Raw genomic sequence first — 12,306 nt, 5'->3', positions numbered from 1 at the left:
GCATCTGGGTTGCAGTGCAGCATAGGCATTTGCCCCAGTAGGCAAGGGAAGGGGGCCCGCGAACAATGCGGTCGCGCTCACAGTGGGCGCACGGACCGATCGCATGACCGAATTTCAATGCCTCCCCCTGGAAGCCCGCACGAGATGAGCGACATCATTCTCGAGACCCGCCAGCTCACCAAGGAATTCAAGGGCTTCACTGCCGTCAGCCAGGTCGACCTGAAGGTCGTGCGTGGCTCGATCCACGCGCTGATCGGCCCCAACGGCGCGGGCAAGACCACCTGCTTCAACCTGCTGACGAAGTTCCTGGAGCCCACCAGCGGCACCATCCTCTTCAACGGCGAGGACATCACCCGCGAACGGCCCGCGCAGATCGCGCGGCGCGGCATCATCCGCTCGTTCCAGATCTCGGCCGTGTTCCCGCACCTCACGCTGCTGGAGAACGTCCGCCTGGGCCTGCAGCGTTCGCTGGGCACCTCCTACCACTTCTGGAAGAGCGAGAAGTCGCTCAAGCCGCTCGACATCCGTGCGCGCGGCCTGCTGGCGGAGGTCGGACTCGACGACCTGGCCGACGAGCTGACCGTGAACCTGCCCTACGGCCGCAAGCGCGCACTCGAGATCGCGACCACGCTGGCGATGGAGCCCGAGCTGATGCTGCTCGACGAGCCCACGCAGGGCATGGGCCACGAGGACGTCCACCGTGTGGCCGAGCTGATCAAGCGCGTGTCGGTGGGCCGCACCATCCTCATGGTCGAACACAACATGAGCGTGGTCTCGACCATCGCCGACACCATCACGGTGCTGCAGCGCGGCGCGGTGCTGGCCGAAGGCCCGTACGCCGAAGTCTCGAAGAACCCGCAGGTCATGGAGGCCTACATGGGCACCACCGACGGTCAACTGCAAGGAGCACATTGATGAGCGCAGCGCTGGGCCGCCCCAAGCAAGCTCGCGGCCCCCTCGGGGGGCAGCGAGGACACGAAGTGCCGAGCGTGGGGGCCCCATGACCGCTGCATTGGAAATCAAGGGTCTGCAGGCCTGGTATGGCGAGTCGCACGTGCTGCACGGCGTCGACATGGTGGTGCAGCCGGGCGAGGTCGTCACGCTGCTGGGCCGCAACGGCGCGGGCCGCACGACCACCATGCGCGCGGTGATGGGCCTGACCGGTGCGCGCAAGGGCAGCATCCAGGTCAACGGCGTGGAGACCATCGGCATGGCCACGCACCGCATCGCGCACCTGGGCATCGGCTACTGCCCCGAAGAGCGCGGCATCTTCGCGAGCCTGTCGGCCGAGGAGAACCTGCTGCTGCCGCCCGCGCTCAAGGGCATGCCGCCGGGCATGTCGATCGACGAGATCTATGCGATGTTCCCCAACCTGGCGGAGCGCCGCCACAGCCAGGGCACGCGGCTCTCGGGTGGCGAGCAGCAGATGCTGGCGGTGGCGCGCATCCTGCGCACGGGCGCGCGGCTGCTGCTGCTCGACGAGATCTCCGAGGGCCTGGCACCGGTGATCGTGCAGGCGCTGGCGCGAATGATCCAGATGCTGCGCAGCAAGGGCTACACGGTGGTGATGGTGGAGCAGAACTTCCGTTTTGCCGCGCCGCTGGCCGACCGTTTCTACGTGATGGAGCATGGCCGCATCGTCGAGACCTTCGGCGCCGCGCAGCTCGAAGCCAAGATGCCGGTGCTCAACGAACTGCTGGGCGTCTGAGCCCGCCGGACACTCGCATCCTTCCCATGAATATTCCTTCAGGAGACAACCGCATGAACAGAAAAATCGGGCTCATCGCCGCCGCCGTCGGCATCCTCGTCTTGGGCGCAGGCGCCGCGCAGGCCCAGGAAAAAGTGAAGATCGGTTTCGTCACCGACCTGTCGAGCCTGTACGCCGACCTCGAAGGCAAGGGCGGTGCCACCGCCATCCAGATGGCCATCGACGACTTCGGCGGCAAGGCGCTGGGCCAGCCCATCGAACTGCTGGTGGCCGACCACCAGAACAAGGCCGACATCGCCGCCTCCAAGGCCCGCGAATGGATCGACACCGCCGGCGTGACCATGGTCTTCGGCGGCACCAACTCGGGCGTGGCGCTGGCCACTGCCAAGGTGGCGGCAGAAAAGAAGCGCGTGTACTTCAACAACGGCGCGGGCAGTTCGGTGCTCACCAACGAGCAGTGCAGCCCCTACACCATCCACTACGCCTACGACACCGTGGCCCTGGCCAAAGGCACGGGCGCGGCCGTGGTCGACCGTGGCGGCAAGAGCTGGTTCTTCCTGACCGCCGACTACGCCTTCGGTCACGCGCTCGAGGCCGACACCACCAAGGTGGTGAAGGAGAAGGGCGGCACCGTGGTGGGCTCCGTGCGCCATCCGCTCAACGCCTCGGACTTCTCGTCCTTCCTCTTGCAGGCGCAGAATTCCAAGGCGCAGATCCTGGGCCTGGCCAACGCGGGCGGCGACACCGTCAACGCGATCAAGGCGGCCCGGGAATTCGGCATCAACAAGACCATGAAGACCGCCGGCCTGCTGGTGTTCCTGAGCGACATCCACAGCCTGGGCCTGAAGAACACTGAAGGCCTGCTGCACACCACCAGCTGGTACTGGGACCTGAACGACGACACGCGCAAGTTCGCCAACCGCTTCTTCGAGAAGACCAAGCGCATGCCGACGGACGTGCAGGCCGCCGATTACTCGGCGACCATGAACTACCTCAAGGCCGTGGCCGCCGTGAAGACCACCGATTCCGACAAGGTGATGGCGCAGCTCAAGAGCATGAAGATCGACGACTTCTACGGCAAGGGCCAGATTCGCGCCGACGGCAGCTTCATCCACGACATGTACCTGGTCGAAGTGAAGTCGCCCGCCGAATCCAAGAAGCCCTGGGACTACCTGAAGGTGCTCAAGACGCTGCCGGGCGAGCAGGTCTTCACGACCAAGGCCGAGACCAAGTGCGCCCTCTGGAAATGAGCCGCCGACGCGGCACCGGACCCTTTACTCCCACACAGTCAAACCAGAGAACCATCCCATGAAACGCACGCTCATTGCCTCCGCCTGCTTCGTCGCCACCTGCCTCGCGACCGCCGGCGCCGCGCAGGCCCAGGAGAAGGTCAAGATCGGTTTCATCACCGACATGTCGAGCCTGTACGCGGACGTGGAGGGCAAGAACGGCGCCCTCGCGATCCAGATGGCCATCGACGACTTCGGCGGCAAGGTCAACGGCATGCCCGTCGAACTGCTGCAGGCCGACCACCAGAACAAGGCCGACATCGCGGCCTCCAAGGCGCGCGAGTGGATCGACACGCAGGGTCTGACCATGCTGTTCGGCGGCACCAGCTCGGGCACCGGCCTGGCCATGGCCAAGGTGGCGCAGGAGAAGAAGCGCGTGTTCATCGTGAACGGCGCCGGCAGCTCGGCGCTCACCAACGAACAGTGCAGTCCCTACACCGTGCACTACGCCTACGACACCGTGGCGCTGGCCAAGGGCACGGGCAGCGCGGTGATCGCGCGCGGCGACAAGAGCTGGTTCTTCCTGACCGCCGACTACGCATTCGGCCAGGCCCTCGAGGCCGACGCCTCCAAGGTCGTGAAGGAGAAGGGCGGCACGGTCGTGGGCAGCGTCAAGCACCCGCTCAACACCTCCGATTTCTCGTCCTTCCTGCTGCAGGCGCAGAACTCCAAGGCCCAGGTGCTGGCGCTGGCCAACGCGGGCGGCGACACCATCAACGCCATCAAGGCGGCCAGGGAATTCGGCATCAGCAAGAGCATGAAGATGGTCGGCCTGCTGGTGTTCGTGACCGACGTGCACAGCCTGGGCCTGAAGAACACCGAAGGCCTGCTGCTCACCACCAGTTGGGACTGGAACCTCGACGACAAGACGCGCGCCTTCGGTCGGCGCTTCTTCGAGAAGACCAAGCGCATGCCCACCGACATCCAGGCCGCCGACTACTCGGCCACCATGACCTACCTGAAGGCCGTGCAGGCCGCCAAGAGCACCGATGCCGACACGGTCATGGCACAGATCAAGAAGACGCCGATCGACGACTTCTACGCCAAGGGCACGGTGCGTGCCGATGGCCGCTTCGTGCACGACATGTACCTGATGCAGGTCAAGTCGCCGGCCGAGTCCAAGGAACCGTGGGACTACTACAAGGTGGTCCAGAAGCTCAAGGGCGAGGACGTCTATACGACCAAGGCTGAGAGCAAGTGCGCGTTGTGGAAGTAACCCCCCAGGCTTCGCGCACTGCGTGTCGCTGCGCCTTCCCCCCTTTGCAAGGGGGACGGGCCGGCCGCTTCGGGCGGCCGTGCGCGGCGGCCCCCGCGAAAGAGAAAAAATGGCCGACGCCTTCTTGACGCATCTATGACCATCTCCCTTCCCGGCCTGCTGAGCCAGCTCCTCCTGGGGCTGGTCAACGGCTCCTTCTATGCCATCCTGAGCCTCGGGCTGGCGGTGATCTTCGGCCTGCTCAACGTCATCAACTTCGCGCACGGCGCGCTGTTCATGCTCGGCGCCGTCCTGACCTGGATGGCGATGGAGTACCTGGGCATCAACTACTGGGTGATGCTGATTGCGGCCCCCATCGTCGTCGGCGCCTTCGGCGTGCTGATCGAAAGGTTGCTGCTGCGCTGGATCTACAAGCTCGACCACCTCTACGGCCTGCTGCTCACGCTGGGCCTCACGCTGCTGATCGAGGGTGTGTTCCGTTCGGTCTACGGCGTCTCGGGCTTGCAGTACGACGCGCCCGACGCCTTGTCGAGCGCCACCGACCTGGGCTTCATGGTGCTGCCCAACTACCGCGCCTGGGTGGTCGTGGCCTCGCTGGTCGTGTGCTTCGCCACCTGGTACGTGATCGAGAAGACCCGCCTGGGCGCCTACCTGCGCGCGGGCACCGAGAACCCGCGCCTCGTGGAGGCTTTCGGCGTCAACGTGCCGCTGATGATCACGCTGACCTACGCCTTCGGCGCCGGCCTGGCGGCCTTTGCGGGCGTGCTCGCCGCACCGGTGATCCAGGTCTCGCCGCTGATGGGGCAGAACCTGATCATCGTGGTGTTCGCCGTCGTCGTGATCGGCGGCATGGGTTCGATCATGGGCGCCATCCTCACCGGGTTGGGCCTGGGGGTCATCGAGGGCTTCACCAAGGTGTTCTATCCCGAGGCTTCGTCCACGGTCGTGTTCGTGATCATGGTCATCGTGTTGCTCATCCGCCCCGCCGGCCTGTTCGGTAAAGAGAAATGACGCTCGCCCCCAGTCTGCGCGCACTTCGTGTCGCTCCGCCAACCCCCGACCGGGGGCGGGCCGGCCGCTTCGGGCGGCCGTGCGCGGCGGCCCCCACGAGTAAGAATCCATGAAGAAGCTATCTCTTGCCATCTACCTGCTGCTGGTCGTCGCGTTGATCGCGGCACCGTTCTTCGGCGCCTACCCGGTGTTCGTGATGAAGCTCATGTGCTTCGCGCTGTTCGCCGCGGCCTTCAACCTGCTGCTGGGCTACACCGGGCTGCTGTCCTTCGGCCATGCGGCCTTCCTGGGCGGCTCGGCCTATGTCGCGGGCCATGCGATGAAGGTCTGGGGCCTGACGCCCGAACTGGGCCTGCTCGCGGGCACGCTCACCGGCGCCTTGCTCGGCTGGTTGTTCGGCATCCTGGCCATCCGGCGTCAGGGCATCTACTTCGCGATGATCACGCTGGCGCTCGCGCAGATGATGTTCTTCGTCGCGCTGCAGGCCAAGTTCACCGGCGGCGAGGACGGCCTGCAGGGCGTGCCGCGCGGCAAGCTGTTCGGGCTCGTCGATCTGTCCAACGACCTGACCATGTACTACGTGGCGCTGGTCGTGGTCGTGCTGGCCTTCCTGCTGATCGTGCGCACCATCCATTCGCCCTTCGGCCAAGTGCTCAAAGGCATCAAGGAGAACGAGCCGCGCGCACTCTCGCTGGGCTACGACGTGAGCCGCTTCAAGCTGCTGGCCTTCGTGATCTCGGCGGCGCTCTCGGGCCTGGCGGGCTCGCTCAAGACGCTGGTGCTGGGTTTTGCGACCCTGTCGGACGTGCACTGGACCGCCTCGGGCCAGGTGATCCTGATGACGCTGGTGGGCGGGCTGGGCACGCTGTCGGGGCCGCTGGTGGGCTCGGCCGTGGTGGTGCTGCTGGAGAACAAGATCGGCGAGCTGGGCAATTTCCTCGCGCGCCTGACCACGGTGGACTGGTTCAACACGCTGGGCGAGTCGGTGACCATGGTCACGGGCCTGATCTTCGTGATCTGCGTGCTGGCCTTCCGCAAGGGGATCATGGGCGAGATCATTGCGTTCATCGATCGGCGCAAGGGGACCGCGCGCGGCTGACCTCTATGCGAAGGGCGCGGCCAGGAAGGCATCCAGGCCTTCCGCGGCCTGCGCGTGGCGGGCCGTCGCCGGATGCGCGAGCGGGTCGACTTCGCCGGGAACCAGCGCCTGCGTGAAGCGCCAGGCGACGGCGGTCGTCACACCGGCCTGGGTGATCGTCGATGCGGCCACTGCCAAGGGCTGGGCCGCGAGTTCGGCCTCGAGTTCCGCGCAGGCCGCGGCCAGCTGTTCCTTCACTCGCGCCATCCAGGGTTCGTGCAGCTTCTCGGGCGGACGGAGATTGCGCTCGTAGACGATCTGCACCGATTTCTCGCAGACCGCGAGGCCGAGTCCGACGACGCGCAGCGCGCGCTGACGCTCCGCGCGGTCGGCCGGCATCAGGCTGCGTCCGGCGACGGTCTCGGCGTAGTCGATGATCAGCGTCGAGTCCATCAGCGTCCGGCCGTCGTCGCAGACCAGCGTCGGTGCCTTCACCACCGGATTGATGGCGCGAAACTGCGCGAAGGTGCTGAAGACCGAGACCGGCCGATGCACATAGGGCAGCTTCAGCAGTTGCAACGTGACCGCCACGCGCCGCACATAAGGCGAGTCGAGCATGCCGACGAGTTCCATGTCTGTGTCCTTCGGAGATGGCCGTCGCACCACGTGGCGAGGCAGGCTCGACGATAGAGAATAGGCGCCGCGCCTCCAAGTGCAAGCCATCGGAATTCGGCCCCCCGGACCGATGGATCATCGGCCTCGCGCCTTCATCGCATCACCTCATGAAACTGGACAACAAAGACCGCCTGATCCTCGAAGCGCTGCAACTCGACGCACGGCAGAGCCTGGCCGCGATCGGCAAGCGCGTCGGCCTGTCGCAGCCCGCGATGAGCGAGCGCGTGCGCAAGCTGGAGGACGCGGGCGTGATCGAAGGCTATGGCGCACGCGTCAACCTGCGCGCGATCGGCGTCGGATTGCAGGCGATCATCCGCATCCAGACCACGCATGCGGGCATCCGCAAGTACCTGAAGCTGTTCGAGGAGATGCCCGAGGTGCTCGAGGCCGACCGCGTGACGGGCGAGGACTGCTTCATCGTGCGCTGTGCCATCGCCGAGCCGCAGGACCTCGAGCGCGTGGTCGATGCGCTCGCGATGCAGGGCAGCGTCACGACGTCGCTGGTGCTGTCGAGCCCGGTTCGCAAGACGGCCACGGTGCTGGCGGCCAGGCCCTAGAGTCGCAGCGGCGCCGCGTAGCCCGTCATCTCCAGATAGCCGCGCCCCACGCGACGTCCCTGCGCATCCCGCAGGTCGCTCAGGCCTTCCCAGTACACGCCGCCGGTCGAGCCGCGGCTGTCCAGCTCCTGGTCGTCGAGCAGGGCACGCACCTCGAAATCGCCCGCTGGCGTCTGCACGCGCCAGTGCGTCGGGTACTTCGCCTGCGTGCGCGGGCTGGTCCACGCCTTGACGATGTCGAAGCGCACTTCGTCGTTCCTGAAGATGCGCGCCGCGCCGTCACGCGGCCGGAACGAGCCACCGCCCCACAACGCGCTGCCATCGGCGCGCCGCAGATGGAAGGCCGTGAGCGCGCCGCCGTCGTCGAGGTTCATGCCGATCCAGTCCCAGCCCACGGCCTCGGGATGCATCAACGCTTCGCTCCATTCGTGGTCGAGCCAGGCCTTGCCCGTGATCTCGAAGGGCTGGCCCTTGAGCGTGAGTCTGCCCTGTGCTGCGAGCTGCGGTTCGCTGTAGTAGTAGCTGGCCTGCGATGCGTCGGGGCCCTTGCGCGAGAGGCCGGCCCGGCCTTGCAGCAGCACCGGTTGCGTGGGCGTGAAGCGCAGGTCGAGCGCGAACTCGCCGGCCGGGATGCGCGCGCGGTAGACGCCGTTCTCGCGCACCAGCGACCAGTCGCGGATGTGCACGTCGGTGTCGGATTCGCTGGCCGATGCAATGCCGAAACCCGCGCGTGCGATGCGCTGGTCGTGCAGCAGGACGCGCCCTTCGAGGTCGGTCACGGCCGCGTGCGCGAACACCAGTTGCTTGGCGGCAAAGGCCGAACGCATGGCCTGCGTCGCGTCGACACGTGAGCGGAAGAAGGTGACCTGGAAGCCGAATTCGCGGCCCGCTGCGTTCTTCGCATGGCCGGTGATGTACCACCACTCGGTGTGCAGTTCGGGATGGCTGCCGAAGTCGCGCGGAAATTCGAGCGTGCGCTCGGGCAGCGCCCAGGTCGCCAGCGGGCTGGCAGCGAGCGCCGCGAGCAGCAGGCTTCGGCGCGACAGCGAGGATGGCGAGAACATCAGGCGGCCAGCAGCGCGTCGATGCGTTGCCGGGCCGGGCCGATGTCGCCGAAGGCCTGCTGCACCCAGGCGGCATCGTGGTAGCTGGGCAGGTAGCGCTCGCCGGCATCGCAGAGCAGCGAGAGGATCGAGCCCTGCCGCCCCGCCGCGCGCATTTCCTGCGCCAGGGCCAGCATGCCGACGAAATTGGTGCCGGTCGAGGGTCCGACCTTGCGGCCCAGCAGCGCCGACAGCGCATGCATGGCCGCCACCGACTCGAGGTTGGGCACATCGATCATGCGGTCGACCAGCGTGCGGATGAAGCTGGGCTCCACGCGCGGCCGGCCGATGCCTTCGATGCGCGAACCCACGGCGGTCAGCGCGGCGTCGCCCGTGCGGTGGTAGGCCGAGAACACCGAGCCTTCGGGGTCGGGCACGCAGACCTGCGTGTCGTGGCAACGAAAGCGCAGGTAGCGCCCGATGGTCGCGCTGGTGCCGCCCGTGCCCGCGCCCACCACGATCCACTTCGGCACCGGATGCCGCTCGCGCGCCATCTGCTGGAACATGCTCTCGGCGATGTTGTTGTTGCCGCGCCAGTCGGTCGCGCGCTCGGCGTAGGTGAACTGGTCCATGTAGTGGCCGCCGCTGAGTTCGGCGACCGCACGCGCCTCTTCATAGACCTGAGCCGCATGGTCGACGAAGTGGCAGGTCGCGCCGTAGAAGGCGATCTGCGCGATCTTCTCGGGGGAGGTGCTGCGCGGCATCACCGCGATGAAGGGCAGGCCCAGCAGCCGCGCGAAATAGGCTTCGCTCACCGCCGTCGATCCGCTCGAGGCCTCGACGATGGTCGTGCCTTCGCGCATCCAGCCGTTGCACAGCGCGTAGAGGAACAGCGAGCGCGCGAGCCGGTGCTTGAGGCTGCCGGTCGGGTGCGTCGATTCGTCCTTGAGGTACAGGTCGATGCCGTGCGCGGCCAGCGCGGGCAGCGGCAGCGGGATCAGGTGCGTGTCGGCGCTGCGCTGGTAGTCGGCCTCGATGCGGCGGATCGCGCCGCCGAGCCAGCCGCTGCAGAGGGAGGAGGAAGAGGGAGACTGCATATCGGCGCGAGTCTACAAGTCATGGTTTGTGCGGAACGCGCAGGCGCGCCAAATCGGGATACTGTGCCCTGCCGTCCACAAAGCAGGAGACAGAGACAGACATGAAAAAAATCGAGCTGAGCGCCGTGGCGCTCGCGGCCCTCGCGTTGGTCGGTTGCGCCAGCAACCCCTCCGGTGTCGATACACCGAACCGACCTTCTTCGTCCTTCGTCATTCCGGGCCTCGAGAAGCCGGCCGAAGTGCTGGTCGATCGCTGGGGCGTGCCGCATCTCTACGCAGGCACGCTCTACGACGCCTTCGTGGCGCAGGGCTTCATCGCCGCGCGCGACCGGCTCTGGCAGATGGACCTGTGGCGCAAGCGCGGCCTGGGCGAGATGGCCAAGGACTTCGGGCCCGGCTGGGTCGAGAGCGACCGCGCCGCGCGCGCCGTGCTCTATCGTGGCGACATGTACCGCGAGTGGCTCGCCTACGGCTCCGACGCCAAGCGCGTGGCCGAAGCCTTCACCGCCGGCGTCAACGCCTATGTGGCGCAGGTGCAGGCGCAGCCCGCGCTGCTGCCGACCGAGTTCGCACTGCTCGGCTACCAGCCGGCGACCTGGTCGGCCGAAGACGTGGTGCGTATCCGCCACCACGGGCTCACGCTCAACTTCACTTCCGAGATCGAACGCGCGCGTGCGTTCTGCGCCGGCGCGGCCGGCGTCAAGGCCGACTGGCTGCGCCGTGAGCTCGATCCGCCGGTCACGCCGCAACTGCCGCCGGGGCTCGATCCTTGCGACATTCCTGCGGCCGAACTGCGCGCCGCCTACCTGCGGGCGACCGAATCGTCGCAGTTCACCAAGGCCAACACGAGGGTGGGCTTGAACACCGGCGCAGCCTCCACGCCGGTCGCCTTGCTGCCCGGCAGCGCCGAGTCGGCTGCGGCGAGGGCGGAGCAGGAGCAGGCCGCGCAAGGCGACCCGACCGGGGCCTATGGCAGCAACAACTGGGTCATCTCGCCGAAGCTCACCTCCACCGGCCGGCCCATCCTGGCCAACGACCCGCACCGCGCCCATGGCGCACCCAGCCTGCGCTACATGACGCACCTGAGCGCGCCCGGCATGGACGCCATCGGCGCGGGCGAGCCTTTCCTGCCGGGCCTGTCGATCGGCCACAACGGCACCATCGCCTTCGGCCTCACGCGCTTCTACATGGACCAGGAAGACCTGTACGTGTACCAGCTCAACCCAGGCAACCCCAAGGAATATCGCTACCAGGACCGCTGGGAGCCGATGACGCAGGTGACCGAACGCATCGCGGTCAAGGGCGAGAGCACGCCACGCGAGGTGGTCAACAGCTTCACGCGCCACGGCCCCGTGTTGCTGACCGAGCCCGGCAAGCAGCGTGCGTACGCATTGCGTGCCGCCTGGCTGGAGCCCGGCATGGCACCGTACTTCGGTTCGATGGACTACATGCGTGCGCGCAACTGGGACCAGTTCCGCGCCGCCATGAACCGCTGGGGCGCACCGGGCGAGAACCAGGTCTACGCCGACACCAGCGGCAACGTCGGCTGGATTCCGGGCGGGCTCACGCCGATCCGTCCCAACTGGGACGGCCTGATGCCGGTGCCGGGCGACGGGCGCTACGAGTGGTCGGGCTTCCGCAACGGCGACGAGTTGCCGTCGGAGTTCAACCCCGCACGCGGCTACGTGGTGACGGCGAACGAGAACAACATTCCGCCCGACCACCCCGCCGCGAAGAAGGGCGTGGGCTACGAGTGGAGCGATGCGGCGCGCGCGCGCCGCCTGAAGGAACTGTTCGCGGCCAAGGTGGCGGCGGGCACGCGCTTCACCGTCGAGGACTCGGAGCGCATGCAGAACGACATCGTCGCCACGCCCGCGCAGCGGCTCCTCAAACTGCTGGCCGGCCTGCGCAGCGACGATCCGCAGACGGCTTCGGCCTTGCGCCTGCTGCAGGGCTGGAACGGTGCGATGGACCGCGACAGCGCTGCCGCGGCGCTGTACGAGGTCTGGAGCAGCAAGCCCTTGCGCGCGGCCGTGCTCAAGGCCGGCGCGGGCGATGCTGCCGCCGCGCTGGCCACGCCCGGCGACAACACGCGCATGGTGCTGCTGCTCGAGAACCCCGCCGGCTGGGTCACGAACGAACAGCGCGATGCCCTGTTGTTGACGACCTTGCCGACGGCGATGCAGGAGCTCACGGCCAGGCTCGGGCCCGACATGGCGGCGTGGAAGTGGGGCACCTTGCACCGCGCCGAATTCCGCCATCCGCTCGGGGGTGTGGTCGATGCGGCCGCGCGCAAGAAGCTCGAAGTGGGCGACTGGCCGATGTCCGGCTCTTCCTTCACGCCGATGGCGGCGAGCTACCGGGCGACCGACTACAAGCTGACGTCGGGGGCTTCGTTCCGCATGGTGCTCGACGTGGGGAATTGGGACGCGTCCCGCGTGATCAACGCGCCGGGGCAGTCGGGGAATCCGGACAGCCCGAACTACCGGGATCTGGCGCCGCTGTGGCTCGAGGGCAAGTACGTGCCCTTGGTCTATTCGCGTGCTGCGGTGGAGAAGGAGACGGTCGAGCGGATTCAGTTGTCGCCTGGGCGTTGACGGGTCGAGGGCCGGTGCCTGCCTCGGGCGCAAGG

Annotated in this window: 11 protein-coding genes; 8 read left to right on the top strand and 3 right to left on the bottom strand. The window is 67.3% G+C overall.

The window, feature by feature from the left end; all coding sequences use genetic code 11:
• Positions 1-144 precede the first annotated feature (144 nt).
• From ACSFBC_RS13780 to ACSFBC_RS13755, 6 genes are all read left to right on the top strand, one after another.
• The gene (locus tag ACSFBC_RS13780) at positions 145-915 is read left to right on the top strand and encodes an ABC transporter ATP-binding protein (RefSeq protein WP_435510892.1); all 771 of its coding nucleotides are present in this window, start codon (positions 145-147) and stop codon (positions 913-915) included.
• A gap of 85 nt (positions 916-1,000) precedes the next feature.
• Positions 1,001-1,708 (top strand): ABC transporter ATP-binding protein, encoded by a 708-nt coding sequence (locus ACSFBC_RS13775; protein WP_435510891.1) that lies wholly within the window; start codon positions 1,001-1,003, stop codon positions 1,706-1,708.
• Positions 1,709-1,761: 53 nt separating this feature from the next.
• Entirely contained in the window at positions 1,762-2,958 is a 1,197-nt protein-coding gene (locus ACSFBC_RS13770) for an ABC transporter substrate-binding protein (protein WP_435510890.1), read from the top strand.
• Between the two features lie 58 nt (positions 2,959-3,016).
• Positions 3,017-4,213 (top strand): ABC transporter substrate-binding protein, encoded by a 1,197-nt coding sequence (locus ACSFBC_RS13765; RefSeq protein WP_435510889.1) that lies wholly within the window; start codon positions 3,017-3,019, stop codon positions 4,211-4,213.
• Between the two features lie 135 nt (positions 4,214-4,348).
• On the top strand, positions 4,349-5,224 hold the full coding sequence (locus ACSFBC_RS13760) for a branched-chain amino acid ABC transporter permease (protein ID WP_435510888.1): 876 nt from the start codon (positions 4,349-4,351) through the stop codon (positions 5,222-5,224).
• Between the two features lie 109 nt (positions 5,225-5,333).
• Complete coding sequence (locus tag ACSFBC_RS13755; protein WP_435510887.1) at positions 5,334-6,323, top strand: branched-chain amino acid ABC transporter permease; 990 nt, start codon at positions 5,334-5,336, stop codon at positions 6,321-6,323.
• Between the two features lie 3 nt (positions 6,324-6,326).
• On the opposite strand, the gene ACSFBC_RS13750 is transcribed toward ACSFBC_RS13755, so the two are convergent.
• On the bottom strand, positions 6,327-6,935 hold the full coding sequence (locus ACSFBC_RS13750; protein WP_435510886.1) for a glutathione S-transferase family protein: 609 nt from the start codon (positions 6,933-6,935) through the stop codon (positions 6,327-6,329).
• Between the two features lie 149 nt (positions 6,936-7,084).
• On the opposite strand from ACSFBC_RS13750, the gene ACSFBC_RS13745 reads away from it, so the two are divergent.
• Complete coding sequence (locus ACSFBC_RS13745; protein WP_435510885.1) at positions 7,085-7,534, top strand: Lrp/AsnC family transcriptional regulator; 450 nt, start codon at positions 7,085-7,087, stop codon at positions 7,532-7,534.
• Here the strand turns inward: ACSFBC_RS13745 and ACSFBC_RS13740 are convergent.
• On the bottom strand, positions 7,531-8,598 hold the full coding sequence (locus tag ACSFBC_RS13740) for a lipocalin-like domain-containing protein (RefSeq protein ID WP_435510884.1): 1,068 nt from the start codon (positions 8,596-8,598) through the stop codon (positions 7,531-7,533). The genes ACSFBC_RS13745 and ACSFBC_RS13740 overlap by 4 nt on opposite strands.
• Positions 8,598-9,674, bottom strand: a complete 1,077-nt coding sequence (locus ACSFBC_RS13735) for a PLP-dependent cysteine synthase family protein (protein WP_435510883.1) — start codon at positions 9,672-9,674, stop codon at positions 8,598-8,600. The genes ACSFBC_RS13740 and ACSFBC_RS13735 overlap by 1 nt, the downstream gene beginning before the upstream one ends.
• Before the next feature lie 101 nt (positions 9,675-9,775).
• Between ACSFBC_RS13735 and ACSFBC_RS13730 the strand changes: the two genes are divergently transcribed.
• Entirely contained in the window at positions 9,776-12,271 is a 2,496-nt protein-coding gene (locus ACSFBC_RS13730; RefSeq protein ID WP_435510882.1) for a penicillin acylase family protein, read from the top strand.
• Positions 12,272-12,306: the final 35 nt, after the last annotated feature.

Source organism: Variovorax frigidus (assembly GCF_051216515.1).
GTDB lineage: Bacteria > Pseudomonadota > Gammaproteobacteria > Burkholderiales > Burkholderiaceae_C > Variovorax.
The sequence above is the reverse complement of the archived record's forward strand: the minus strand, read 5'-3'. Positions and strand labels throughout refer to the sequence as shown.